Here is a 24,738-nt window from a genome sequence, read left to right as displayed (position 1 = left end):
GGATTGAAATACGACGGAGAGCGTAGCGACGATGTAGAACGCCTGGTGAAAGGCCAACTAGCAAAGCACCGTCCCGCTCAGCTACACGTATACCCTCTCGCGCAAAATCCCGCGCCGAGCGCTTTTGATGCGCCTCGAAAGCCAAAGAGCATTGACTCCGTTTTAATGCGCCCGAATACTGCCGACTTGAAGAGCGTCGCTCGCGGCGATGCGTATTCGTCAGGAGACTGTATCGCAGCCGGTCTTCATCAAACCCACCCGATACAAGGAACATAGAATGAAGAATGCCTTGTCCGTACGTTTCGTCTTGAAGACTGCCGCCGCAGTCTCCGCAGTCACGTTCGCGATGTGCGCGAATGCCGCAGAGCCGATCAAGATCACGCTCACCAACTGGGCCGATACGCAGGCGGTCGTCTACACCGCAAAATATGTCCTCGAAACGAAGCTGCAACAGCCCGTTACCCTGGTCAACGCGGATATCGGCATCCAGTTCCAAGGGCTTGCCAGAGGAGACGTCGATCTGATGCTCGGAGCCTGGCTTCCGGTCACGCACGCGGCTTACTACGCCCGCTACAAGAACGACATCGAAGATCTCGGCACCATCTACTCCGGGGCGAAGATCGGATGGGCGGTCCCCGACTATGTGCCCGAGAGTGAAGTGGCCTCGATCGCCGATCTCAACAAGCCCGATGTCAAGAGCAAGCTGAACAGCACGATTCAGGGCATCGAACCGGGCGCGGGCGAGATGGTCGCATCGGAGAAGGCGCTCAAGGAGTACGACCTCGCCGGATATAACCTCGTCCGGGCGAGCGAGGCCGGCATGCTGACGGCGGTGTCGCGTGCCTATCCGTCGAAGAACTGGATCGTCGCAACGGTCTGGAGCCCGCATTGGCTGTGGCAGAAGTACAAGATGCGCTATCTGAAGGATCCCAAAGGCGTGCTCGGCGGCGACGAGCAGATTCACGGCTTCGGCTCGAAGCAGTTCGCGCAGAAGTTTCCTCGCGCGAATGTCTTCGTCCGGCACTTCAAGCTGACGCTGGCGGATGTCGAAGCGATCGAACTCGACGGCAACGCCACGAACGACTGGAACGTGGCGGCGAAGAAGTTCGTCGACGCTCATCCGGAGAAAGTGCAGGCATGGCTTCAGCAGTAAGCGTCCGGGCGCGTGCGGCGGTTATGCTTGCCGCCGCGCCTCGACGAATTACCTAGGTAATTGGCACGTATGGACCTAAGTAATTTGAGCGCTTACGCTCCTTTTCAACTCGGACGGAAACCGACAAGCGAAAGGGGTCAAGCGCCATGCCGAATCAAGCAGCCCAAGAGGTCGATACCAAGACGCTCAGACGTGTCATCGCCGCTGCATCCATAGGCAACTTCGTCGAATGGTTCGATTTCGCCGCGTATGGATTCCTCGCGACCATCCTGACCCGCGAGTTCTTTCCGAGCGGCGATCCGACTGTCGGGCTTCTGAAGACGTTCGCGGTCTTCGCGGTCGCTTTTGCGTTTCGCCCTCTCGGCGGGCTCTTCTTCGGCGTCGTCGGGGACCGGATCGGCCGCAAGCGGACGCTCGCTTTCACTATCTTGATGATGGCGGGCGCGACAACGTTGATCGGCCTGCTGCCGACGTACGCGAGCATCGGCTATTGGGCGCCGCTGCTTCTCACGATCATCCGCTGCGTGCAAGGCTTCTCCGCCGGCGGCGAGTATGCGGGCGCCTGCGCCTACGTGATGGAACATGCGCCGCGCCGTCGCCGCGCGTTCTTCGGCAGTTTCGTTCCGGTCTCGACGTTCTCGTCGTTCGCGTGCGCGGCAGTGGTCGCTTATGCGCTCGAGTCGTCGCTGTCGCCGGCCGCGATGGTCGACTGGGGCTGGCGCATTCCGTTTCTGATCGCGGCTCCGATCGGTCTCATCGGCGTCTATCTGCGTGTGAATCTGCATGAAACGCCCGCATTCAAGGCGCTCGAAGGAACCAGGCAGGTCGCGCATGCGCCCTTGATGGAAACCCTGCATTCGCAGTCCGGGAACATCCTCAGACTCGGCGCGTTCGTCTCGGTGACGGCGCTGTCCTTCTACACGTTCACGACGTATTTCGCGACGTATATGCAGGTAGCCGGGCATCTGTCGCGCGGAACCTCGCTGCTCGTGACCGTGCTGGCGCTCTTCTTCGCCGCGGCTTTGTGTCCGCTGGCCGGACTTTTCTCCGACCTCGTGGGCCGACGCACGACGATCGCAAGCACGTGCATCTTCATCATCGCCTCGGTCTATCCCGCCTTCGCGCTCGGCGGATCGGGCGAGCTGTCGCGGTCACTGATCGGCGTCGCGCTTCTCGCCGTGGGCGCGGTACTTTCGGGCGTCGTGACTGCTCCGCTGCTGTCGGAAGTGTTCGCCACCAAGACGCGATACACCGCATCCGCCATCACGTACAACCTCGCGTACACCATCTTCGGCGGCACCGCGCCACTCGTCGCGACGTGGCTGATCTCCGCGACGGGAACGAATCTGTCGCCGGCGTATTACCTCATCGCGGTATCGATCTTCGCGATGATCGGCGGGCTCTCGTTGCGCGAAACATCGAAAACCGCGCTGGAGGATGCGGGTCATGCACGCGGAAATGCGGCTGACCGCCCGGCCGTGGAGCGCACCGCCTGATGTCGCGCAACGCGGCACGCCTTCCGAGATGAACGATCCGACGCCCGCGCTCGACTACGAAGACTTGTTCAGGCACATGCCTGTTGCCGTCATCGTCGCGAGAGAGCGGGTCATGGTGGATTGCAATGCGAGAGCGCTGGAACTCTTCAGGGCGACGCGCGGCGACATCATCGATCAATCTTTTTCGAAGCTCTATCCGCAGCGCAAGGACTTTTCCACCACGGGCCGCCGTCTTGCGCCGCTGCTCGCCAAGCATGAGCTCTTCAGCGATGACCGCATCATGCGGCGCATCGACGGCACGCACTTCTGGGTCACGGTTTGCGGCTTCGGATACAACCCGAAGCGGCCCTTCGAGCTTGCGATCTGGACGTTCACGGACATGTCGCAGAGCACGAAGCAATCCGACAACGCGAGCATGCTGACCGAACGCGAGCGCGACGTCGCCGCGCTGCTCGTTCACGGCATGACGAGCAAGGAGATCGGCAAGGAGCTGAGTATCAGCCCGCGCACGGTGGACATTCATCGCGCGAGCCTGCTGCGCAAATACGGCGCGCGAGCGACGCAAGACCTCATCGCGCGGTTGCTGGCCTAGCGCATGGCCTGGTCGAACGATCATTTCTTGGCCCTTCTTGCTGTGTCATCGCGCCGATATCGTATGTTCATGCAACGTGGAGAACACGCATGGACACCTCGATCGCCTTTCGGCATCTCGACACGCCCGACGACTGGACACGCGCCTTCGACGTGATGAAGGAACTGCGCCCGCATCTCACCGACGCCGACGCGTTTTGCGCGCAAATGCGCCGTCAGCGCGAGGAAGGCTATCGCCTGCTCGCCGCATCCGACGACGATGGCGCGATCCTCGGTCTCGCCGGCTATCGCACGCAGACGAACACGCTGTACGGGCGCTTCGTCTATCTCGACGATCTCGTCGTCACCGCGCGGCTGCAGCGCGGCGGCATCGGCGCGCAACTGCTCGACAAGGTTCGCGAAATCGCGCGTCATTCGCGCTGCGCGCATTTCGTGCTCGATACCGGCCTGCACATGGCGCTCGCGCAACGCTTCTACTATCGCAACGGGCTGCTCGCGAAGGGCATGCACTTCGTCGAAAATCTCGCCGGCAACAGCAAGGAGACGCTGCGATGAAAGTGCTTTTCATCAACGCGAGCCCGCACCGCGACGCGAGTCATGGCCATCGCCTTGCGCTGGAGATGATCGAGATGTTGCGCAAGACTGCGCGCGTGGACGTCGTCGAACGCGATCTCGTCGCGCAGCCGTTGCCGCCGATCACGCAGGACTATGCGCGCGCGATCACGTCGCGTCATCCGGATACGACCGCGTTCGACGTGTCCGAGCAACTGATCCGCGAAATCGAAACGACCGATGCGCTCATCATCAACACGCCGATGCACAACTTCACCGTGCCGGCCGCGCTGAAACTGTGGATCGATTACGTGCTGCGCATTCATCGCACGTTCGCGGTGACGCCCGAAGGCAAGGTCGGTCTGATGCGCGACCGGCCAACGTTCGTGATCGTCGGATCGGGCGGCTTTCATCACGGCGAGCACGCGCGTCAGCCGGATTTCATGACGCCCTACATGCGTCACGCGCTCGGCTCCATCGGCCTGCAAAGCCTGCATTTTCTCTTGCTGCAAGGACTCGTTCGCGGCGATGAAGCCGTCGCCGAAGCGCTGCAATCCGCACGCGATGACATCGCGCGACACGCGCTCTTCGCTTCGGACGACGCCGTCACGTTCTAACCATCGTAGGCGCGTCGAAGCATGCGCGCGAGCCGCGCGGCCTCGGCGGCGTCGGCAACGTTCGCAAAGCCGACGACGATCCCGCGCAACGTATGCCGCGCGCGCCCGTTCAGATACCACGCCGACAGCGCGAGCACCGCGAGCCCGGCCTCGCGCGCGCGGGCGGCCATCGCCATATCGTCGATGGGGCCATCGCGTCCCGTGCGAAAGATCGCGACGAGATGCATGCCGCCCGTCGGCAGATCGATGGTCACGCTATTGCCGAACGCCTTCACGATCGCATTCGCGAGCAGCATGCGCCGCTCGGCGTACAGCGCGCGCATGCGTTTCAGATGCCGCGCGAAATGCCCTTGCGCGATGAAATCCGCCACCGCCGCCTGAAAGAGATAAGGCGATCCCGCATTCATGCTTTTCGTAAGCTGTCCGAATCGCTCGACGGCCCGCTCGGGCGCTACCACGTACGAAAGCCGCAGGCCAGGAAACAGCACCTTGCTGAACGTGCCGCAATAGATCACGCGATCGTCGCGATCGAGACTCTTCAGCGCGGGCAGCGGACGGCCTACGTAGCGAAACTCGCTGTCGTAATCGTCCTCGACGATCCAGCCGTCCGCGCGGCTCGCCCAGTCGAGCAGTTTCATGCGCCGCGCAAGCGACAGCGTGACGCCGAGCGGACTTTGATGCGATGGCGTGACGAACGCGAAGCGCGCATCGGCGGCGAGTGCGATGCCGGCATCGACGTCGAGTCCTTCGTGATCGACCGGCACCGGCACGAGCCGCACGCCCGTTTCGACGAGAAAATTACGCGCGAGCAGATAGCCGGGATCTTCGAACCACGCGCGATCGTCGGGTTTCGCGAGACTGCGCAGGATCAGTTCGAGCGTCGCGCGATAGCCGCTCGTCACGAACACTTGCTCCGGCACGCACTCCACGCCGCGCGACAAGCCGAGATACGTCGCGATGCGCTCGCGCAGTGGCCGATAACCCGAAGGCTCGGGATACGTGAGCGCGGCGGGATCGCCGCTGCGCGCGCGATACGCGACGAGCCGGCTCCACACCTTGCGCGGAAACGCATCGAGCGCGGGCAGGCCGGGGCGCAAGGGCTTCGCATCGTGGCCGATATCGGCGGCAGGTTCGATGCGCCTGACGCGTGGCGCGTCCGCGCGGCTTTTGCGCGTGGCGGTCCGCGTGACCGCGCCCGGCAGCGACGACGACACGAACGTGCCTGCCGCGCCGCGCATCTGCAAATAACCCTCATCGACGAGAATGTTATAGGCCATTTCCACAGTGCCGCGCGCAGTATTCAACTGCGTCGCGAGTCCGCGCAGCGCGGGCACGCGATCGCCCGGCTTCAGATGGCCCGCCGCGATCGCGGCCTTGAAGCGCTCGCAAATCTGCAGATAAATCGGCGACGCTTCGTGCCGGTCGATTTCTATAGTCAGCGTGTTTTTGGCTTGCGGCATGGACTAGTCCAACTGACGATTCTTGTCCCTTTCTGCTAAGCCATCATTGTCACACAATGAGTTCACTTTCACTTGACCGAGAGGTGCATCATGAAGATCGTCGTCATGGGTGGTTCGGGTTTGATCGGCGCGAAAACGGTCGCGATTCTGCGCGGCAAGGGTCACGAGGCCATCGCCGCGTCGCCGCGCAGCGGCGTGAATTCGGTGACCGGCGCGGGTCTGAATGAAGCGCTTCGCGACGCGCAAGTCGTGATCGACGTATCGAACGCGCCTTCATGGGCACCGGACGACGTGATGGCGTTCTTTCGCACGTCGACCACGAATCTCGTCAAGGCCGAAGCCGCGGCGGGCGTGCAGCATCATGTCGCGCTGTCGGTCGTCGGCACGGACCGCATGCCGGACAACGGCTATTTCCTCGCGAAGGCCGCGCAGGAAGAGCTGATCGCGGAATCGGGCATGCCGTATTCCATCGTCCGTGCGACGCAGTTCATGGAATTTCTCGGCGGCATCGCCGATGCGGGCATGCAGGACGGCAAGGTGCATCTCTCGACGGGACAGTTCCAGCCGATCGCGGCGGATGACGTCGCCGCCATCGTCGCCGATGTCGCGCTTGCCGCGCCGATCAACGGCATCGTCGATATCGCGGGACCGGAGCGTGCGCCCTTGCATCGCATCGTCGGGCAGTATCTGAAGGCGCAGGGCGATGCGCGCGAGGTCGTCGCCGATCCGAAAGCGACTTACTTCGGCGGCACCATCGAAGAAGACTCGCTCGTGCCGACGGGCGTTGCGCGCCGTGGAAGCATCGCGCTGGAAGACTGGTTGAAGCAGGCGCGCCCGTAACCGGCGCGCTTCAGAACACGTGCATCATCCCGATGTACGCGCCTGTCTGCGATTCGCCCGCCATCGGGCTCGTACTGGGTTCGGCGTCGCGCGGTGTCGCGAAGACCGAGAACGTGCCGTTCGCGCTGTTGCGCACGTAGGCCACCGTGCCGTACAGGAAGGTGCGCTTGCTGAAGTTGTAGGTCGTGCCGAGCGCGTAGAGCATGGCGTGGCTCGCGGGATCGTGGGCCGCGTCGCCCGAGCCTTCGCCGATGTGAATATAAAAGCCCGCCGCCGTCACGGCCCACGCGGGCGTGGCCTGATACGTCGCGCCGAGCCAGTAGTGATCGGCGCTGTCGGCCACGCCCGCAGGCGATTGCGGCGCGGCGTAATGCGTGTAGGCGGCCTGCACCTTCCACTTCTCGACCTTCAGATTCGCGCCGACGAAGTATTCGCGCGACGCCTGAAAGATGTTGTCCAGCTTGCCGTCCTGACTGCGCAGTTCGTCGTAGATGCCGCGCACGTCGAGCACGGGGGAGTGATACGTCAGCATGATGCCTTCGGAGCGGCCGAACTCGCCCTGCGCGCCCGAATTGAACGCGCCCGGCTGATTGCCGAACGCATACTGCCCTTGCACGTCGAAGCCATGAAACACGGGGCTGTGATATTCGACGTTATTGCTCGTCTGCTGCCAGTTGCGCCCCCGCACCAGCGACGCCGAGGACACCGCCTGCTGCACGAAGGGATCGAATTCCCACACGCCGTCGCTGTCGATGAAGAGGTTGCGGCCCGCCTGCAACTGGCCCCAGGTCTTCGAGTTCAGCCCGACATAGGCGCGGCGCGACCACAGCCTGCCGCCGCCGGTGGTGCCGTTCATGATCTGGATAGCCGTTTCGAGATCGAAGACCGCGCTCATGCCGGCGCCTAAGTCTTCATTCCCTTTGAGGCCCCACATGCTGGTGCCCCAGTCGCCGCCTTCGGCGCTCCATCGCGTGGAACTGCCGCCGGTGCCGTTCGCAATGTGATTCAGATATTCGACGCCGCCATCGATCCGGCCGTACATCGTGACGCTCGTTTGCGCCCACGCGCCCGAGCTGACGAGAACAATACCTGCCGCTTTCCAGAGACGAACTTTCATGGCCGACAAACTCCGTGTTGGCCCTGCCCGGTTGAGAGAAAACGATTGGCTGCACCTTAGCACCATCTGATGAAGTCGGCAAAAATCGGGGTTGGATTGATTTTCGAGTGGCGTAAGGGCGAACAGCAAGTTATCGGCTTATTCGTTCGGATGCCGAAGCTTCTAGCGAAGTCAAACGACATCCACGATTCGCTCGCCGCGCCATCGCGGATGCGGCGCCTTCGAGGTTCACGATCCGCGCAGGCGGCACGTTCCCGCCGTTTCCCGGACAGTAGAACCAGCGTATCGATTTGGCGAAAACGCCCGAAAGCCTTCTTTCAGAGACTTTTAAGCGCTCCCGGTAAAGAACCGTTTGCCCGTGCCGATAACTGAAACATAAGGAGCCGGACAATCAATCGCTCCCGCCCTTTCGATAGCCCGCGTCGCGCGGGCCGACAACATCGGACAGAAAAAAGAAATGGTCTTCAGCTACAGGGACATGATGGTCACGCCGGCAGCGGTTCGGCAAGGCAATGTGTTTGCCGCGACGGCACGAATTCAGGATTTGAACGGAATGGAGCGTTCCGTGCGCCTGCCGGGCGAGTTTCCCAATGTGGAAGAAGCGATCCGCTTCGCGATCGCGGCCGGTTTCGAATATATCGATTGCGAGCAGCGCTGCTAGGCCGCGCGTTTTCGATCAGCCAGAACGACAACGCCGCGACAGCCAATCGCGGCGTTTTCCTTTACACCATCAGCTCAGCTTGATCGACGCCGGATCGGCGGTCAGATATCCGACCGCCGCGCCGAAGCGATCCTTGTAGTTCGCGCGGATGAGCGGATCGAGCGTCGCCTGCACCTTGCCGTGCAGCGCGGCTTCCCAGTCGCCCGCGTGCTGGAAGTTGCTCATGATGTAGGTCCAGCCGTTGATCTCGTCGACCGCGTGCAGGCCCGTCGATTCCGCGCCCGAAGGCGCCGACAGAATGCGCGACAGCGTTTTCGTATCGACGTTGTACGCCCACAGGAAGTTGTTGACGTGCGCGCCGCTGTCCTCGCCGATGAAAAGCGTGCGCAGCTTCTCCGAGAACTTGACGTTGTCCGGATTCGCGACGCGCTCCGGATTCGCGAGATTGCCGAGCGCATCGGACGCAATGTCTTCGCCGACGAGCGCGGCGGGCGCGGCCATGTCCACCGGCACCCATTCGCTGTCGATCGCCGCGCCGGTGAGATCGCGCTGGCCGCCCTTCAGGTTGAACGCGTAGACGGCGCCGGCGGTGATGGCTTTGTCGAGCGCGATGTCGGTCGAATGCGCGTCGCCCTTCACCATCGACTTGACGATCTGCGACATCGCCGAATAGACGATCTGGTCCTTCGCGTTGACCGTCGTGCCTTCGAGCTTCGTGAAGCACATGCTCGCGCCGCGCAGCGCGGCGTAGCGGTGCGTCTCCAGGAACGCGGCCGCCTTCTCCATGCCCGGCTTGATGCGAATCCAGTTGAACTTGCCGTTGAAGTGGATGCGCGTGTAGCTCGCGTCCAGCGTCGGGCCGACCTTCTCGTCGGTGACGACGTCCATGATGTCGGCGATCGTCAGCGTGTTGGCGAGGTTCTCGATCTCGTCGCTCGTCGCGTGGCCGAGGTTCATCCACGTGAGCGTGGCCGCGCCCGCGCCCGCCGACGACGTCTGCGCGCACTTCGCGACGTAGAGCGTGCCCGCGGAAAGATCGGCTTGCTTGTCGGCGACGAACATGAAGACGCCGCCGTTGGTGGCGTCGTCGCCCATCATCACGGTGCGCTTGTCGGGCATCACCTGAATCAGTTCGTGCGAGATGCGGCCGAGGCAATAGTGCTTCGCGATCGTGCCGGTGCCGTCCGGATGCACGGTCACTTCGGGCACATGGCCGTAGTGATACGGGCGCGCCTTCGTTTCGTCGCCGTAGAGGTTCTTGCTGTACGCCTTGAGCTGCGCGTCCGTCGAGGAAAGCGCCGCATCCGGCTCGTACTCTTCGCTCGACAGATGCGTGTTCCACGGCGACAGGCTCGCGCCGCACGTGATCCACAGGCCGTGCGCGCTCGACGTATCGACGTTCGCGTAGCTCACGAGCGAGAGCTTGCCGGTTGCCGGGTCCTGATCGAGCGTGAGCACGGCGATCGGCGACGGCAGGCGGCCGTACATGCTCGCGGCGCTCTGATCGCGCGTGGTGTATTCGAACTGCACGACCGCGAACACGGCGTTGCCCTTCACGCCCTTCACCGTCGGATTGTCGATCTTGATGAGCGACGTGCCGTCCGGGCAGTCCGAGAAGAACTGGCGCTCCTTGCCCGGCGTGGAACGGTCGATGATCGGCTGATTATCGATATCGAAATAGCCGCCCGCGACGATGCTCCCGCCCGTCGTATTCGGCACGACGTCGCCCGTCATGAAGAACGGCTGATACGCGAGCTTGTAGGCGCGGCTGCTGCCGTCGCTGAAGCTCACGTTCATCGTCGATGCGACGGTGGTCTTGGCCATCGCGTTGGGATCGGCGAGCGTCGGGGCGGCCATGCCGGTGAAGGTCGCCGTGGTGAAGGCGGCCGTCGCGGCGGGCGCGTTCGTGGCGGCGTTGCTGTCGCTGCCGCCGCATGCGGTGGCGAGCAGGGAAGCGGTGGCCGCGCCGCCGAGCGGCAGCATCGGCGCGCCGGCGAGAATCTTGAGGGCTTTGCGGCGGGAGAGGTCGAGTCGCTGCGCCATGTGTGGTTTCGAGTCCTTGATTGTGGGTTGTGTACCGGCGATGAAAGTCCTTGCTTCAGACCGTTGCGGCCTGACGTGCCGGTTGACGCGTTACTGTAGGAAACGAATGTGAAATGCGTTTGACAGGCGAATGTAATTGTTTCGTGTTACGCCTGAAAGCGTGAACTCCGCGAAGCGCGCGCGGCCCGCGAATGCGGGCCATTCCGATGCCGTCCTGTCCGCGCTTACATCCGGTCGGCTTCGATCACCGCATCCGCGAAAGCCTTGGGCGCTTCCTGCGGCAGATTGTGTCCGATGCCGCCCCCAACGTTCCGATGCTTGTACTTGCCGGTGAACTTCTTCGCATACGCCGATGGATCGGGATGCGGTGCGCCGTTGGCGTCGCCTTCCATCGTGATCGTCGGCACGCCGATGTCCGGCGCCATCGCAAGACGCTGCTCCAGTGCGTCGTATTGCGGCTCGCCCTGCACGAGCCCCAAACGCCAGCGATAGTTGTGAATCACCACCGCGACGTGATCCGGATTCTCGAACGACTTCGCCGAGCGGTCGTACGTCGCGTCGTCGAAATTCCATTTCGGCGATGCGAGTTGCCAGATAAGCTTGTTGAAATCGTGACAGTTCGCCTCGTAGCCCGCCTGGCCGCGCTCCGTCGCGAAGTAGAACTGATACCACCACGCGAATTCGGCCTTCGGCGGCAGCGGCGCGCGATTCGCCTGCTGGCTGCCGATCAGATAGCCGCTCACGGAGACCATCGACTTGACGCGCTCCGGCCACAGCGCCGCGATGATGTTCGCGGTGCGGGCGCCCCAGTCGAACGCGCCGAACGTCGCCTGCCGGATCTTGAGCGCATCCATCAGCGCGACGATATCCACCGCGACCACCGCTTGCTGGCCGTTGCGCGGCGTGTCGGCGGAACGAAAGCGCGTCGAACCGTAGCCGCGCAGATGCGGCACGATCACGCGATAACCCTGCGCGGCGAGCAACGGCGTCACGTCGGCGAAGGCGTGGATATCGTACGGCCAGCCGTGCAGCAGGATCACCACGGGACCGTTCGCCGGCCCCGCTTCCGCATAGCCGATATTGAGCGCGCCGGCATCGATCTGACGGATCTGCGCGAACCCGCCAGCCGGTGACGGACGAGCCGGCGCGGCGGTCTGGGCGCGAACGAGGCCGCTCAAGCCGAGTTGCATGGCGCCGACACTCGCGATCGTCGTACCCAGAAAACGGCGGCGCCACGTGTTGATCTGATCATCCGGCATGTCGGGATTCTCCTTTCTTCGACGTTGTTCATTGAGGGGAAAACAGCGTGAACGATCATGCGGCCGATGCGCGCAACGCGGCGAGCGTCGGTCCCAGCGGACGCACGCGCATGCGTGCATCGAGATTGCGCCACGGCAGATCGGCAGGATCGGCGGCCATCGGACCGGGCGCTTTCGCGACGAGTATGCGCGCCGCGATCGGCTCGAAATCGGCGCGAAAATGCACGGAGCTCTTGTTCACCAGAATCTTCATGCGTTCCGGCTCGATGCCCGCGACGCGAAAGAGATTGCGGTCGAACACCTGCATCTTGATGCTGCTCACCGCGATGCGCACGCCGCCGATGCGCAGGCACGCGGTCGGCCCGAGTTCGCCGGACATGCCGTTGAGCATCGGGCCGTCGAAGCGAAAGCGCCCATCCGACAAATACTCGACTTCGAACTCGCCTTCAAGCGGCGAATCGCCGGGCACGTTCGAGCCGCCGCCGAGCGCAAGCGCGATACGCGCGCCGACGCCCGCGCGATGCGCCGCCCGCGCCGCGTGCTCGTCCCAGATGACGCCCACGGCGGCATCGCGCGCGCCGTTGAGCAAGAGCGCGCGGACCATGCCCATCGTGTTCGAATCGCCGCCGACGCCGGGGTTATCCTGCGTATCCGCGATGATGACGGGACCGGCGGCGTCGCGGCTTGCGTCGATCGCTTCGCGCGCGGCTTCGTCGGGCGAAAGGAACGGCACGTCCCAGCGCGCTTCGTCGTTCACGAGCGCCGTGTAGAGCGTATCGACGGCTTCGTCGGCGGCGTTTTGATCGAGCGCGTAGCCCCAGAGCGTAGGGCCGCATTCGTCGAAGTCCGACGCGGGAAAGCCCGGCGCGAACGACAGCGACACGACGTCATCCTTTTCGAGCGATGCGAGCGCGCCGTACATGCCGCGCGCCGGCTCGACGAGCGTGCACATGCCGTTCACCGGAATCAGGAACGGCACGCGGCGCATCGCGCGGCTGAACGGCCTGCCAAGTCTGATTCTTTCGTCGAGGAAATGCGCCGCGCGCAGGCCGGTCTCGGCCATGTCGACGTGCGGATACGTGCGGTACGCGACGAGCGCATCCGCGAGTTTCATCATGCGCGCGGTGACGTTCGCATGCAGATCGAGCGACACGACGAGCGGCATGTCGTCGCCGACGATGCCCCGCACGCGCGCCAGCAGTTCGCCTTCGCCGTCGTCGAGATGCTCGGTGACCATCGCGCCGTGCAGGTCGAGATAGATCGCATCGAAGCCGCCCGCCCGCACACGATCGACGATCGCGCCCGCGATGCGCTCGTACGCATCTTCCGTCACATGCGCCGATGCGCTCGCGCCCGCCCAGATCACCGGAATCAGTTCATGCCCTTCTGCCTCGGCCCATTGAATGAAACCGCCGATCGGCACGTTCACGTCGCGCAGCTTCAGGACATCGTCGCCGTGGGCCATCGGCGGGAATCCTTCGCCTTGGATGAAGCTCTGATAGCTCGCCTTCGTCGGCGCAAAAGTGTTCGTTTCGTGCTGGAATCCTGCGATAAGGATTTTCATGATCGTGGTCCTTGAAAAAAGGTTAGGCGGTGCGCGCCTCGGCGGCGGCGACCGTGCGCTTGTTCGAGAGAATCAGCACGCACGAGAGCGCCGCCATGCACGCCATCACGAGCAGGCCGCCGTTCGTGCTGCCGGTCGCGGACTTCACCCAGCCGATCACCGCCGGGCCCCAGAAGCCGCCCGACAAACCGATCGTGTTGATGAGCGCGATGCCGCCCGCCGCGGCCGGGCCGGAAAGCGTTTCGGACGGAATCGCCCAGAAAACCGTGTAGGCCATCCACATGCAGGCCGTGGCGAGCATGAGCAGCGTGAGCGTGGCGACGAGGTTGCCCGACGCATACGGCGTCATCGCCAGCAGCGCGGCGGCGGCGAGCGCGGGCAGCGCGCTGTGATAGCGGCGCTCGCCGATCTTGTCGGAGCGTCGTGCGGCGGCATACATCGCGATCGCGGCGGCGACATACGGAATCGCGGCGTACCAGCCGAGGCGGATCGTGTCGCTCACACCTTGCTCCTTGATGAGCGTCGGCAGCCAGAAGCTGATCGCGTAGATCGGAAAGATGATGCAGAAGTACGCGATCGCGAGCAGATAGATGCGCGGATTCCTCGCGATTTCCCTGAACGAATCGATACGATGCGACGCGCCGCCATGACCGCCGACTTCCGCCTCGACGAGACGCTGCTCGTCCTGCGTGAGCCAGCGGGCATCGGCGGGACGATCGGCGAGCACGCGCCACACGAGCGCGCCCAGCGCGATGCACGGAAGCCCTTCGACGAGAAACATCCATTGCCATCCGGCCAGTCCGCCGACGCCCGCCAGCGACGAAATCAGCCACGCCGAAAGCGGCCCGCCGACGACGCCGCCGAGCGGCCCCGCGACGAACACGAGCGCGATCGCGCGCGCCATGCGCTTCGGCCCATACCAGCGCGAGAGGTAATAGATCATGCCCGGCGCGAAACCCGCTTCGAAGACGCCGAGCAGGAAACGCATCGCGTAAAAGGCGGGCACGTTGCGCACGAAGAGCATGCACGCCGACGTGATGCCCCACAGCACGAGAATGCGGCTGAACGTGCGGCGCGCGCCGATCTTCGGCAGCATCAGGTTGCTCGGAATCTCGAACAGCACGTAGCCGATGAAAAAAATCCCGGCGCCGACGCCGTACGCCGCGTCGGAGAAGCCGAGATCGCTTTGCATCTGAAGTTTCGCGAAGCCCACGTTCACGCGATCCAGATACGCGAACATGTAGCACGCGATGAGCAGCGGCAGGAGCCGCCAGTTGATCCTGCTGTAGAGCGCCGAAACGGCATCGCCGCCGCGCAAGGTCTGAATCGTCGACATCCGCGTCTCCTGGTTTGTCTCCCCCATCGGGTGAGGCCATGTTGAGCGCGTGCGACCGTGCCAGCAAGAGCAACAAAGTTCACGTATCGTTGCCCTGTGAGCAACACGGAAAATACGACCATGCGCGAAATCAACCAGCAACGCCTGCGTTACTTCAACGAAGTGCTGTCGCACGGCACGATTCGCGGGGCGGCGGATCATCTGAATACGTCGCCGTCGGTGATCGCGCGGCAGATCAAACTGCTCGAAGACGAACTCGACACGCGGCTCTTCGAACGCGAGCCGCGCGGCGTGCGGCCGACCGAAGCGGCGTTTCATCTCCTCGAATTCTGGCGCGGGTATCGCTCGCAGCAGGAAAGGCTCGAAGACCAGTTGCACGCGCTGAAGGGCTTGCAGCAAGGCCAGATCCGGCTCGCGGTGAGCGAGGGTTATGTCGATACGCTCGTCGACGACGTCCTCGCGCCGTTCTGCGCACGCTATCCGCGCCTCGAAATCGACATGCAGATGCTCGCCGTCGATGACTTGCTCGAAGAAGTCGCGCAGAGCCGCGCGCATATCGGCCTCGCGTACAATCCGCCGCCGCACGAGCGCATCGAGAGCCGCGCGAGTTCGCCGCAGCCGGTCGTGCTGCTCGCGCGGCGCGATCATCCGCTGGCGCGGCGCGGCGGCGTCGCGCGCATTCGCGATCTGCTCGACTATCCGCTCGCGCTGATGCCACCCACGTTCGGGATCGGCCACGTCGTGAAGATGCTCGAAACGACCGACAATTTCGCGATCCGCCCCACGCTCACGACGAATTCGCTCGGCGCGCTGAAGCGCTTCGTCGCGGCGGAAAATTTCGTGACGCTGATCGGCGAGTTCGCCGCGTATCGGGAACTGGCGAGCGGCGAGCTGACCACCATTCCCATCGCGCATCCGCTCTTCGAAAGCGCGCAGGCGAAGCTGCTCGTGAAGACGGGGCGTCCGCTCGCGGCCGGGCCGCAGGAATTGCTCGACTGGATTCTCGAGCGATTGCCGATGTTCGCGCGCGCGCCGGTCAAACCGGTGCGCACCCGGGCACGTCGGAAAGGCGCGCCGCCGGGGACATCGAAATGATCCACGCCTGCACGGCAAACGCGAGCGCCGCCGCGACGAGGCACGGCCCCATGCCGAAGCGCGCGCTGATCGCCGCGCCGAGCAGCGCGCCCAGTGGACGCGCGCCGTAGGTCGCCGTGCTGTTGAGCGCCGAGACGCGGCCCATCATGTTCGTGGGCGTGATGGCCTGGCGCAGTGTCGTCGAGCCGACGGTCCACAGGATCGGCCCCGCGCCGAGCAGGAAGAAGCTCGACGCCGCGAGCCAGAACGACGGCGCGGCGAGCGTCGCGACCATCGCGAGCGAGGCGGCCAGTCCGCAGAACGGCCCGACGAGCAGCATCCGGCCGAACGCGATGCGCCGCGTCACGGCCGGTGCCGCGAGCGCGCCGCACACCATGCCGACACCATACGCGCCGAGCGTCACGCCGACCGCCGACGCGCTCAGGCCGAGCCGCTGCACCGCATACGGCACATAGACCGACTGCAACGTGAAGAAGCCGATGTTGAAGAACACGGCGGTGGCGAGCATCGGGCGCAGCAGCGCATCGCGGACGACGAAACGCGCGCCTTCGCGCAACTCGATCAGAAAATGACGCGCGGCGGCGGGACGGCGCGCCGGTTCGCGCAATCCCGCGAGGAGCATCGCCGCGGCCGCCGACAAACCCGCCGCGCAGCCATACGCCCAGCCCGCGCCGATCCATCCGACGATCAACCCGCCGAGCGCCGGCCCCGCCGAATACGCGACGCTGCGCGCCAGCTCGATGCGCCCGTTTGCGGCGGGCAGCGCGGCGCGTTCGACGAGCGCCGGCACGAGCGCGGGCGCGGCGACGTTGTAGGCGACCGTGCCCGTCGCGCCGAGAAAACCCAGGAGCGCAAGCAGCGGCAGCGTCAACGCGTGCGCGAGCACGAGCAACAGGACGCACAACATGGCGAGCGCGCGGGCGCATTCGGCGGCGGCCATCAACGTGCGGCGCGAGCGGCGGTCCGCGATCACGCCGAGCGGAATCGACAGCAGCAGGAACGGCAGCGTCTGCGCGCTCTGCAAGAGTCCGGTATCGACGGCCGACGCGCCGAGCGCGAACACGGCGGCGAGCGGCGCGGCGGCAAGGCCGATCTGCTCCGCCGACTGCGCGAGCAGATTCGACCAGGCGAGGCGTTGAAACGAAGCGGGGAAGCGCATCGACGTGGCTCCGTGACGTCATGAGATGACTCATCGTCACGCACGGCGCGCGCGCCGGCACTCCAGATCTTGCGCTGTGATTCGCGTTAGGGCGCGTTGCCGTCGAGCTTCGCTTTCTCCGCCGCGATCTGATCGGCGATTTTCGCCGCGAGATCGTCGAGCGAAGCAATCGCTTCGGTCTTGTTGATGACGAAGCGCGCCGCCGCGCCGTAGGGCTTCGGCGCCGCCGCCGACTTTTGCCCCTTCAGCTCGCCGCTCGTGTCGATCTGCGCGAGCGGCGCGTCCGGGCTCGCCGCGAGATTGGCGAGCTGCACGGCGACATGCGTGTTGGGCGGCTTGTCCGACGAACCCATCGACGGCAGCGCGGAGCCGAATCCCGACGACAAGGTTTCGTCGAATTCGCCGGTCACGAGCCAGCCCGAGGTCGGCGGCGGCGAATCGGCCGTCATGTGACATGCGCCGATGCCCTTCGCGTCGAGCGCCCTGACGATGCCTTCGGCCAGCGCCGATGCGTTCTGGTCCACCTTCATCGCGTTGCGCGCGGCGCGCAGCCGCGAGCCGGGAAAGTGCGACGAACCGCCCTGCTGGCCGACCGCAGTGAAATCGCGGACCTGAACCAGCTTGCCCGCGTTCGCGTCGTTCGCGCCCGGACACGGCCGCGCGGATTCGGCGAGCGCGAACGTGCAGATCGCGCAGCCGAGCACGGTCAGCGAAACGCGTAAGGACGAAGTGATCATCGGTTGTCTCCGGCGCGCATCGGCGAATGTCGCGATGATAACGCCGGCTTCAGCGCAGCGCCTCGGTCTCGTCCGCGCCGGCGTGCGCCATCAGGCTCGCGAGCGGCACGGGACGGCTCAGCAGATAGCCCTGCACCTTGTCGCAGTTCACTTCGCGCAGCGTGTCGAGCTGCTCCTGCGTCTCGACGCCTTCCGCGACCACCGTCACGCCGAGCTTGTGCGCGAGATCGATCACGCCTTCGACGACCGTGCGCACCATCGCATCGGTCGCGATGTTGTCGACGAACGATTTGTCGAGCTTCAGCACGTCCGGCCGGAAGCGCGCGAAGTAGCTGAGACTCGAATAGCCCGTGCCGAAATCGTCGATGGCGATGCGCACGCCCATCGCGCGCACGTTCGAGAGCACTTCCTGCGCGTCGTCGACGTTGTCGATCAGCGCGGATTCCGTGATCTCCAGCGTGATGCGGTTCGAGTCGATGCAGCCGCGCCGGATCGCATGCCTGAGCACGGAGACGAGGCGCGGATCGCGGAACTGTTTCGGCGACACGTTGAGCGCCACCGAGCACGCCCGCGGCAGCGCGAGCGCGAGTTGCGACGCCGCCATCACGGCTTCGCGGATAACCCAGTGCCCGGCTTCGACGATCAGCGCGCTCTCTTCCAGCACCGGCACGAACGCGCCGGGCGCGAGCAGCCCGAGCTGCGGATGATCCCAGCGCAACAACGCCTCGACACCGGCGAGCTCGCCCGAATCGACGCGATACTGCGGCTGATAGTGCAGCACGAACTGATTCTCGCGGATCGCGCCGTGCAGTTCCGCTTCGAGATGCGCGCGCGCGAGGTCGTCCTTCTCGCGATCGCCGAACACGCGGAACGTGTTGCGGCCCGCGCGTTTCGCGGCGTACATCGCCATGTCGGCGCTGATGAAAAGCGCTTCGGGCGTGCGTCCATGTTCCGGATAGAGCGCGACGCCGATCGAGCATGTCATCGTCAGGCTTTTGCATTCGATCTGGATCGGACGATGACAGGCGAGCGAGAGCTTGCGGCACGCGCGCGCGATGCTTTCCTGTTCGAAGACGCCCGGCAGGATCACGGTGAACTCGTCGCCGCCCGGACGCGCCGCCACGGCGCCTTCGGGCAGCGTTTCCTGGATGCGCCGCGCGATCGTGCGCAACACGGCATCGCCGGCGATATGACCCGCCGTGTCGTTGATGGACTTGAACCGGTCGATATCGATGAAGAGATACGCGAACGGCGCGCCCGCCTCGCAGCGCTTCAGGAGCGCGTCCATCATCGCGTTGCGGTTGGAGAGGCCCGTGAGGCTGTCGGTGTTCGCGAGCCGATGCAGTTCCTGAAGACGCTGGCGCTCGTCGGTGGCATCGACGCACACGCTCACGACGCGCGACACCACGCCGTCCTCGGTCACCGGATAGATATCCGCGCGCACCCAGCGCGTGCGGTCGTGCGGCAGGCACAGACGGAAGTAACTCTGGGTCGCGGCGCCCGTGCCCAAGGCCGTGCGCATTTCGTCGCGCAGCGCGGGCAGATCGTCGGGATGCACGCGCTCCGACCATGCGGTCTGATCGGCTTCGAGCGCGGACATCGGCATTTCCCACATGCGCTCGAAAGCGGAGCTGACGTGCAGGAGTTCGCGAAAATCGTGCGTCGCGGTCCAGAAGACGGCATCGACATGATCTTCCATGTCCTTCTGCACGCGCGCATTGCCGCGCAGTTCGTCGATGAGATTCCGCTCCGCGGTGATGTCGCGCGATTTGCACAGCACGGCGGTCACCTTGCCGTGCGCGCCGTAGACCGGCGCAAAGGTCGAGGTCCACCATTTCAGCGCGCCGTTCATCGTGCGGCAGGTGCCGGAGAACGACGTCGATTCACCCGCTTTCGCGCGGTCGAACGCCTGCCGCGCATCGGGACCGTCCCAGAGCGCGAGCCAGTCTACGCCGACGAGATCCTCGGCGCAGTTCGCATCGATGAGACGACTGCCGACATCGGAAATGCACATGATGCGGCCTTCGAGCGACAGCAGCTTGAGGCAATCCTCGGCGATGGCAAGCAAGCCGTGCGCGACTTGCCGCGCGACGAAAATCTGCCGGTTCGCCTCCTGCATGCGATGCACGACGAGCGTCGCGCCGAAGACGAACGCGGCGAGCAGCACGTTCCACGGCAGCGGCACGAAGAAGGTGCCGCATGCCGCGACGAGCACGCCGAGCGGAGCGAGACCGAGCCCGTCGAAGCGGCGCGCGCGTTCGACGGTCGGAAGGCTCCGGGCGACGTTCTCGCCGATCGTCCCGAGGAAATCGTTGGCGCCTCTCTGCACCTTTCTGGCCCTGTTTTGATAATGGCTTTGATCGATGTTTATCGGCGCAGGGGCGGAAGTCTTTAGTAAGGTAGCGCTGTCCGGCGCCGTTCAGCGCGCTCGCGATTTCCCCTCAGCGGACAACCAACAAGGTAGCTGTTCGGCGTCGGGGCGTCGATGTCAAACATGCCGAAGCGGGACGCCTTTATCTCGCCGTTAGCGATGCGAAACATTTTTCAAGGACAGTGCAAAAGAGCGGAAGCTTATTTCCCGCCGACCTGCGCCGAGGTCAACACTCCCGCCCCCTCCCCCCAAAAAAAGCCAGCCTGCAAGCCCCAACAACCTTTTGCGGCCTTCGGAATAAACGCAGATCCACGGCTGTTGTGAAGTCACGTCCGCCGATTACGGACTACCTGCTGCGAGGCTTGTCCGATGCAGGTCTTTCCGCCGAAGTGGTGCCTTCTCTCCGATTACCGTCGCAGGAGCTACGATGTCGAACCGTTATTCCGATAAACGAGCAGTTGTCATTGGCGCAGGAATGGGCGGACTACCCGCCGCACAGGCTCTGGCCGACTATTTCAGGGAAGTCGTCGTACTCGAGCGGGATTTCCTTCCCGGCGACGCCACGCCACGGCCCGGCGTACCGCAAGGTAAGCATCCGCATGGCTTGCTTGGCGGCGGTCTGAAGGCGCTATGCGAACTGTTTCCGGACTTTCCGTCCACACTCTTGCAGGCCGGCGCCAACTCGCTCGACTCCGGGCTCGAGGTGCGCCACGAATATCCGGGGCAAGAACCGTTTCCGGCGCGTGATCTCGGTATCGCCACGTTCACGATGACGCGCCCGTTGCTCGAGCTTGCCGTTCGCAGCCGCGTGCAGGAACGCGCGAACGTTGTCTTCCGCGATGGATGCCGTGTCGTCGCCATCGGCGCCACGGCTGACGGCAATGCGGTCGCCTCGGTGTCGTACAAGAACCGCGACGGCAAGCTCGAAATATTGCCCGCCGATCTCGTCGTCGATGCATCTGGGCGTGCAAAGCCCACGCTGGACTTCCTTCAATCCACCGGCCGTGAGATGCCGGAGGAGACGGTCATCGGCGTGGACTTCGTCTACTCGACCGCGGTCTATACGATTCCACCCGACGCAACGCCCGCGACGAAAGTGGTGGTCACCATGCCCAACGCGCCGGAAGCAAGCCGTATGGGCATCGTGCTGCTGCGCGAAGACGGCAAATGGTTCGCGGCGCTCGGAGGAAGAGGCGCGGACACGCCGCCCGCAGGCGGCGATGCATTCACCGCTTACGCCGCAAGCCTTCCGACTTCCAGCGTCTACGACGCGATCAAAGACGCGACGTTGCACGGCCACATCGAACAATTTGCGTTTCCTGAAAGCCGTCGGCGTCACTTCAGCAGCACGGAAGAATTTCCGCGCGGACTGATTCCGATTGCCGACTCGGTTTGCCGGTTCAATCCGGTCTACGGACAGGGCATGAGCGCCGCGGCGCAGGAAGCTGTCGTGCTGCGAAAGCTGCTCGCGGCGCACGCCGGCGATGCCGATCCGCTTGCCGCATTGGGCCGCGAGTTTCTGTCCGCTATCGAATCGATCATCGAGAACCCGTGGTCGCTGGCGGCGCTGCCGGATCTGGCCTATCGCGATGCGCGGGGCAAACGTCCAGCCGACCTGGAAAAATCGATCGAGCATCACATGGCAGTCATCCAGGCGGCGCGCCACGATCCCGACATCCACAAACAGTTCATCGAGGTGTTGAATCTGCTGAAACCGGTTGCCGCGCTGAAGGCGCTGCCCGTCATGCCGAAGGCGATCGGCGAAGTGGTCAAAGCTGAAAACTCCGCATCGAATTGAGGCGCCCTGGGCGTTTAAATCCGGTAGTTCAATTTTTGACGGCTTCGGCGATATCTCTCGAAAGATCACGAATCGCCGCAGGCCGACGTGGAAATCCCGAGGCAAAAATGCAGATCAAGCGATTGAAGCTTTATCATTGTCCGGTCGTACGCAGTGCGCGCGTCAAATGGTTATTGCATGAACTTCTCGAAGACGACTTTGACGTGGAAGTCATATCGCTCTATGACGCGACTCAGTATCGCGATGAGTATCTGAATATCAACCCCAACCACGCCGTGCCTGTACTCGAAATTCATACAGACACCGGCAAGCGGATGCGTATGATCGAGAGCGGTGCGATCGTGACGTTTCTCGCCGATCTGTATCCGGATAAGAACCTCGCCCCTTCGGCGCACGCGTTCTCGCCCGAGCGCTCCGATTATTTGCAGATGCTGCAATTCGGCACGTCGTCGATCGACATGATGTTATGGCAGATTCGTATTCACGAGCATATCCTTCCGGCATCCGAGAAAGACGACCGAACGATACAACGGTATCGAGACAAATTCACTCGTGAAGTCGAGCCTCAATTGGAGCGACGCCTGGCCAAGACGCCGTTCATATGCGGCAATGAATTTTCCGCTGTGGACTGCGTAATCGGTCATTGTGTGATGTGGGCTCAGGCTTATCATTTATGCGCGGATCCGGTGTTTTCCGAATACGTGACCAGACTTGCCGCACGCCCGGCATTCGCTCGGGCTTTTTCGGACGCACATCAATTTGTGCTTGCCGTACCTGAAGAGTACGAGGTCAAGAAAATGTTCACGGGTTGAGCCGCAGACGGCTCTACATACTCAAGGCGCCAGAAGCCCGTGAAGCGACGGCCACTGAAACCGTCGCCGTCAACGATTCAGCAATGACGCGCACAAGAAGAATCGCAGGCTTCAGCCGCGCTTCGGTTTGCGCACGGAGCGCACCTTGCCCGTGCGCCCGCCGCCGCAGAAAAAGCGTTCGTGTCCGTCCGATTCGAGCCCAGACACGCCCATGCCTTCGGGCATCTCCAGCCGCTCGATGACCTCGCCCGATTGCGGGTCGATGTGCCGCAACTCGCTTTCGTCGCGTTCCCACGTCGCATGCCAGAGTTCGCCGTCGATCCACGTCACGCCCGTGACGAAGCGATTCGACTCGATGGTGCGCAGGATCGCGCCATTGTCCGGATCGACCTGATGAATCTTGCGCTCGTTGTATTGCCCGACCCAGAGCGTGCCCTCGGCCCACGCGAGGCCGGAGTCCGCGCCGCCGCCCGGCGCGGGAATCGTCGACAGCACGCGGCCTGTCTTCGGATCGATCTTCTGGATGCGATCCTCGGCGATCTGAAACAGATGCTCGCCGTCGAAGGCCGTGCCCGCATGTGCGGCGACGTTCAGCGAGCGCTCCGTCGCGCCGCTGTCCGGATCGAACGCGTTGAGCGTGTCGCCCGCTGCGAACCACACGCGCTCGCCGTCCCAGGTGACGCCATGCACGCCGTCGATATCCGGAAAAGGCCCGTATTCGCGGATGATTTCAGCCTTCGCGCGTTTCATGTCGCGTCCTCCTGATGATTGTTCGTGCCTTTATGCTAATCGTTCGCGAGCCCGACGGGGAGTAACAAGGTCGTCGTGAATCCGGGCATCGGCGGCGTGGTCCAGCGGCGCGCGCGGCCGCGTCCGAACGATTGCACCTTGCCGCTCGCGGCGAGCGCGTCGAGCGAGCGCTGCACCGTGCGCTGGCTCGCGCCGAGCGCGATCGCGAGCGCCGAACTCGACCACGATTCGCCATCGGCGAGAAACGCGAGCAGCGGCGCGTACGCGTCTTCGACCGGCAGCGCGAGCACGGCCACGTCGCGCGCGTGTCGCGGCTTCAACACGAAACCGCGCGGCGTTGCGTCGATGTTCGCACGCGCACGCAGCATCGTGCGCAGCCTGCCCATCTCGACGCGCAACCGCGCACGATGCGTCTCGTCCACTTCCCGGATGCGAAACGCGCGCAGGATCAGCGCATCGCGCGGCACGTCGTGCGGCCATGCCTGCGCGAGCATGCGCGCGAGCGTGAAGAGCACGGGGCGCGTTGCGAGCGACATCGACGTGCCGTTCTCGCGCACGCACAGACGGCATGCATCGACGACGAACGCATTCGACGCCAACAACGCCTCGACTTCGTCGAGCCGTAGCAAGCGCTCTTCCCCATCTGCGATAAGCCGCGCGGCGGGCGCGCTCAGGATGCGCCACGCGCTCTCGACTTCGGCGGCGAGCGCCGGAATGCCCGCCTGCCGCGCGGCTTGCATCGCGCGTTCGAGCGCGGCGCGCGCCGCCTGCGTGTGCAGACGCCGCATCGCGATGCCGGCCGCGATGAGCTCGTGCGCGGCCCGCGACGCAGCCGGAAGCGCTGCGGGATTCAGTTCGACGAGCATGCGCTCGGCGTCGTCGGTCCGTCCGATGAGCAGCGCGCGCCGCACTTCCAGATAGCGCGCGTGCGCGGCGTTCACGTGATCGCCGTGCGCTTCGAGAATCGCGCGGGCGTGATCGAGCGACTTCGCGGGCCACGTGAGATCGCGCGATGCCAACGCGATCTCCGCTTCCGCGACGATGCAGCGCGAACGCGCCATCGCCTCTTTTGCACCGAACGCGCGCGCAGCGCTTTTTACGAGCGCGCGCGCGCGCACGAAGTCGCCGAGTTGCGCCATCGCGATGCCGCGCAACGCGAGCGCACTCGCGTCCTCGCGCAGCGCGATGCGATTCAGCGCGCCGAGCGGATCACCCGCCGCGAGCGCGCGCGCCGCCGCCGTGATCAGCGAATCCATGCGAATCCCGACACACTTGTCACTCCTTTTCCGTGCATGCCCGCGACTAATCTAACACCGTACTGGACGCG

Annotated in this window: 21 protein-coding genes; 10 read left to right on the top strand and 11 right to left on the bottom strand. The window is 64.3% G+C overall.

Features of this window, described 5'->3' with window-relative positions; genetic code table 11:
• Positions 1-277: 277 nt before the first annotated feature.
• The 5 genes from NOV72_RS13405 to NOV72_RS13385 all read left to right on the top strand — a co-directional run bounded on the left by NOV72_RS13405 (position 278) and on the right by NOV72_RS13385 (position 4,409).
• Positions 278-1,153 carry a glycine betaine ABC transporter substrate-binding protein gene (locus tag NOV72_RS13405; protein ID WP_106855064.1) on the top strand — a complete coding sequence of 292 codons (876 nt, stop codon included), beginning with the start codon at positions 278-280 and terminating at the stop codon, positions 1,151-1,153.
• Positions 1,154-1,299: 146 nt separating this feature from the next.
• Positions 1,300-2,649, top strand: coding sequence for an MFS transporter (locus NOV72_RS13400; protein ID WP_106855063.1), 1,350 nt, complete (start codon positions 1,300-1,302; stop codon positions 2,647-2,649).
• Between the two features lie 28 nt (positions 2,650-2,677).
• Positions 2,678-3,241 (top strand): LuxR C-terminal-related transcriptional regulator, encoded by a 564-nt coding sequence (locus NOV72_RS13395; protein ID WP_106855119.1) that lies wholly within the window; start codon positions 2,678-2,680, stop codon positions 3,239-3,241.
• Between the two features lie 89 nt (positions 3,242-3,330).
• Positions 3,331-3,795, top strand: coding sequence for a GNAT family N-acetyltransferase (locus NOV72_RS13390; RefSeq protein ID WP_106855062.1), 465 nt, complete (start codon positions 3,331-3,333; stop codon positions 3,793-3,795).
• Complete coding sequence (locus NOV72_RS13385) at positions 3,792-4,409, top strand: FMN-dependent NADH-azoreductase (protein WP_106855061.1); 618 nt, start codon at positions 3,792-3,794, stop codon at positions 4,407-4,409. The genes NOV72_RS13390 and NOV72_RS13385 overlap by 4 nt, the downstream gene beginning before the upstream one ends.
• On the opposite strand, the gene pdxR is transcribed toward NOV72_RS13385, so the two are convergent.
• Positions 4,406-5,869, bottom strand: a complete 1,464-nt coding sequence (gene pdxR / locus NOV72_RS13380; protein ID WP_106855060.1) for a MocR-like pyridoxine biosynthesis transcription factor PdxR — start codon at positions 5,867-5,869, stop codon at positions 4,406-4,408. The two genes, NOV72_RS13385 and pdxR, sit on opposite strands and share 4 nt — an antisense overlap.
• 90 nt (positions 5,870-5,959) lie before the next feature.
• Between pdxR and NOV72_RS13375 the strand changes: the two genes are divergently transcribed.
• Positions 5,960-6,709, top strand: a complete 750-nt coding sequence (locus NOV72_RS13375; protein ID WP_106855059.1) for an SDR family oxidoreductase — start codon at positions 5,960-5,962, stop codon at positions 6,707-6,709.
• A gap of 10 nt (positions 6,710-6,719) precedes the next feature.
• Here NOV72_RS13375 and NOV72_RS13370 read toward each other — a convergent pair whose 3' ends face one another.
• Positions 6,720-7,826, bottom strand: a complete 1,107-nt coding sequence (locus NOV72_RS13370; RefSeq protein ID WP_106855118.1) for a porin — start codon at positions 7,824-7,826, stop codon at positions 6,720-6,722.
• Between the two features lie 478 nt (positions 7,827-8,304).
• Between NOV72_RS13370 and NOV72_RS13365 the strand changes: the two genes are divergently transcribed.
• Complete coding sequence (locus NOV72_RS13365) at positions 8,305-8,487, top strand: hypothetical protein (protein WP_245933021.1); 183 nt, start codon at positions 8,305-8,307, stop codon at positions 8,485-8,487.
• 69 nt (positions 8,488-8,556) lie between these two features.
• Here the strand turns inward: NOV72_RS13365 and NOV72_RS13360 are convergent, their stop codons facing one another.
• The 4 genes from NOV72_RS13360 to NOV72_RS13345 form a co-directional block, all read right to left on the bottom strand.
• Positions 8,557-10,530 (bottom strand): PhoX family protein, encoded by a 1,974-nt coding sequence (locus NOV72_RS13360; protein WP_106855057.1) that lies wholly within the window; start codon positions 10,528-10,530, stop codon positions 8,557-8,559.
• Between the two features lie 224 nt (positions 10,531-10,754).
• Entirely contained in the window at positions 10,755-11,789 is a 1,035-nt protein-coding gene (locus tag NOV72_RS13355) for an alpha/beta fold hydrolase (protein ID WP_106855056.1), read from the bottom strand.
• Positions 11,790-11,844: 55 nt separating this feature from the next.
• On the bottom strand, positions 11,845-13,353 hold the full coding sequence (locus NOV72_RS13350) for a M81 family metallopeptidase (protein ID WP_106855055.1): 1,509 nt from the start codon (positions 13,351-13,353) through the stop codon (positions 11,845-11,847).
• A gap of 22 nt (positions 13,354-13,375) precedes the next feature.
• Complete coding sequence (locus NOV72_RS13345) at positions 13,376-14,689, bottom strand: MFS transporter (RefSeq protein WP_106855054.1); 1,314 nt, start codon at positions 14,687-14,689, stop codon at positions 13,376-13,378.
• A gap of 120 nt (positions 14,690-14,809) precedes the next feature.
• On the opposite strand from NOV72_RS13345, the gene NOV72_RS13340 reads away from it, so the two are divergent.
• Complete coding sequence (locus NOV72_RS13340) at positions 14,810-15,784, top strand: LysR family transcriptional regulator (RefSeq protein WP_106855117.1); 975 nt, start codon at positions 14,810-14,812, stop codon at positions 15,782-15,784.
• Here NOV72_RS13340 and NOV72_RS13335 read toward each other — a convergent pair.
• From NOV72_RS13335 to NOV72_RS13325, 3 genes are all read right to left on the bottom strand, one after another.
• On the bottom strand, positions 15,726-16,943 hold the full coding sequence (locus NOV72_RS13335) for an MFS transporter (RefSeq protein WP_106855053.1): 1,218 nt from the start codon (positions 16,941-16,943) through the stop codon (positions 15,726-15,728). The two genes, NOV72_RS13340 and NOV72_RS13335, sit on opposite strands and share 59 nt — an antisense overlap.
• 86 nt (positions 16,944-17,029) lie before the next feature.
• Positions 17,030-17,680, bottom strand: a complete 651-nt coding sequence (locus NOV72_RS13330; RefSeq protein WP_106855052.1) for a hypothetical protein — start codon at positions 17,678-17,680, stop codon at positions 17,030-17,032.
• 49 nt (positions 17,681-17,729) lie between these two features.
• On the bottom strand, positions 17,730-20,009 hold the full coding sequence (locus NOV72_RS13325; RefSeq protein ID WP_106855051.1) for an EAL domain-containing protein: 2,280 nt from the start codon (positions 20,007-20,009) through the stop codon (positions 17,730-17,732).
• A gap of 517 nt (positions 20,010-20,526) precedes the next feature.
• Here NOV72_RS13325 and NOV72_RS13320 point away from each other — a divergent pair.
• Together NOV72_RS13320 and NOV72_RS13315 are read left to right on the top strand one after the other, a co-directional pair.
• Complete coding sequence (locus NOV72_RS13320; RefSeq protein WP_181291031.1) at positions 20,527-21,849, top strand: FAD-dependent oxidoreductase; 1,323 nt, start codon at positions 20,527-20,529, stop codon at positions 21,847-21,849.
• Between the two features lie 107 nt (positions 21,850-21,956).
• Complete coding sequence (locus NOV72_RS13315; protein WP_106855049.1) at positions 21,957-22,661, top strand: glutathione S-transferase family protein; 705 nt, start codon at positions 21,957-21,959, stop codon at positions 22,659-22,661.
• Between the two features lie 111 nt (positions 22,662-22,772).
• On the opposite strand, the gene NOV72_RS13310 is transcribed toward NOV72_RS13315, so the two are convergent.
• Positions 22,773-23,411 (bottom strand): Vgb family protein, encoded by a 639-nt coding sequence (locus NOV72_RS13310; protein ID WP_106855048.1) that lies wholly within the window; start codon positions 23,409-23,411, stop codon positions 22,773-22,775.
• Between the two features lie 35 nt (positions 23,412-23,446).
• Positions 23,447-24,667 carry a helix-turn-helix domain-containing protein gene (locus NOV72_RS13305; RefSeq protein WP_106855047.1) on the bottom strand — a complete coding sequence of 407 codons (1,221 nt, stop codon included), beginning with the start codon at positions 24,665-24,667 and terminating at the stop codon, positions 23,447-23,449.
• Positions 24,668-24,738 lie beyond the last annotated feature (71 nt).

This window comes from Caballeronia novacaledonica (assembly GCF_900258035.1).
GTDB classification, from domain to species: Bacteria; Pseudomonadota; Gammaproteobacteria; order Burkholderiales; family Burkholderiaceae; genus Caballeronia; species Caballeronia novacaledonica.
The sequence above is the reverse complement of the archived record's forward strand: the minus strand, read 5'-3'. Positions and strand labels throughout refer to the sequence as shown.

Coding starts and splice junctions, on each gene's coding strand:
- NOV72_RS13370 (WP_106855118.1), bottom strand. CDS start 7,826: ATGAAAGTTCGTCTCTGGAAAGCGGCAGGTATTGTTCTCGTCAGCTCG.
- NOV72_RS13365 (WP_245933021.1), top strand. CDS start 8,305: ATGATGGTCACGCCGGCAGCGGTTCGGCAAGGCAATGTGTTTGCCGCG.
- NOV72_RS13350 (WP_106855055.1), bottom strand. CDS start 13,353: ATGAAAATCCTTATCGCAGGATTCCAGCACGAAACGAACACTTTTGCG.
- NOV72_RS13345 (WP_106855054.1), bottom strand. CDS start 14,689: ATGTCGACGATTCAGACCTTGCGCGGCGGCGATGCCGTTTCGGCGCTC.
- NOV72_RS13400 (WP_106855063.1), top strand. CDS start 1,300: ATGCCGAATCAAGCAGCCCAAGAGGTCGATACCAAGACGCTCAGACGT.
- NOV72_RS13405 (WP_106855064.1), top strand. CDS start 278: ATGAAGAATGCCTTGTCCGTACGTTTCGTCTTGAAGACTGCCGCCGCA.
- NOV72_RS13375 (WP_106855059.1), top strand. CDS start 5,960: ATGAAGATCGTCGTCATGGGTGGTTCGGGTTTGATCGGCGCGAAAACG.
- pdxR (WP_106855060.1), bottom strand. CDS start 5,869: ATGCCGCAAGCCAAAAACACGCTGACTATAGAAATCGACCGGCACGAA.
- NOV72_RS13355 (WP_106855056.1), bottom strand. CDS start 11,789: ATGCCGGATGATCAGATCAACACGTGGCGCCGCCGTTTTCTGGGTACG.
- NOV72_RS13305 (WP_106855047.1), bottom strand. CDS start 24,667: ATGGATTCGCTGATCACGGCGGCGGCGCGCGCGCTCGCGGCGGGTGAT.
- NOV72_RS13385 (WP_106855061.1), top strand. CDS start 3,792: ATGAAAGTGCTTTTCATCAACGCGAGCCCGCACCGCGACGCGAGTCAT.
- NOV72_RS13320 (WP_181291031.1), top strand. CDS start 20,527: ATGGGCGGACTACCCGCCGCACAGGCTCTGGCCGACTATTTCAGGGAA.
- NOV72_RS13390 (WP_106855062.1), top strand. CDS start 3,331: ATGGACACCTCGATCGCCTTTCGGCATCTCGACACGCCCGACGACTGG.
- NOV72_RS13330 (WP_106855052.1), bottom strand. CDS start 17,680: ATGATCACTTCGTCCTTACGCGTTTCGCTGACCGTGCTCGGCTGCGCG.
- NOV72_RS13310 (WP_106855048.1), bottom strand. CDS start 23,411: ATGAAACGCGCGAAGGCTGAAATCATCCGCGAATACGGGCCTTTTCCG.
- NOV72_RS13360 (WP_106855057.1), bottom strand. CDS start 10,530: ATGGCGCAGCGACTCGACCTCTCCCGCCGCAAAGCCCTCAAGATTCTC.
- NOV72_RS13315 (WP_106855049.1), top strand. CDS start 21,957: ATGCAGATCAAGCGATTGAAGCTTTATCATTGTCCGGTCGTACGCAGT.
- NOV72_RS13335 (WP_106855053.1), bottom strand. CDS start 16,943: ATGCGCTTCCCCGCTTCGTTTCAACGCCTCGCCTGGTCGAATCTGCTC.
- NOV72_RS13340 (WP_106855117.1), top strand. CDS start 14,810: ATGCGCGAAATCAACCAGCAACGCCTGCGTTACTTCAACGAAGTGCTG.
- NOV72_RS13395 (WP_106855119.1), top strand. CDS start 2,678: ATGAACGATCCGACGCCCGCGCTCGACTACGAAGACTTGTTCAGGCAC.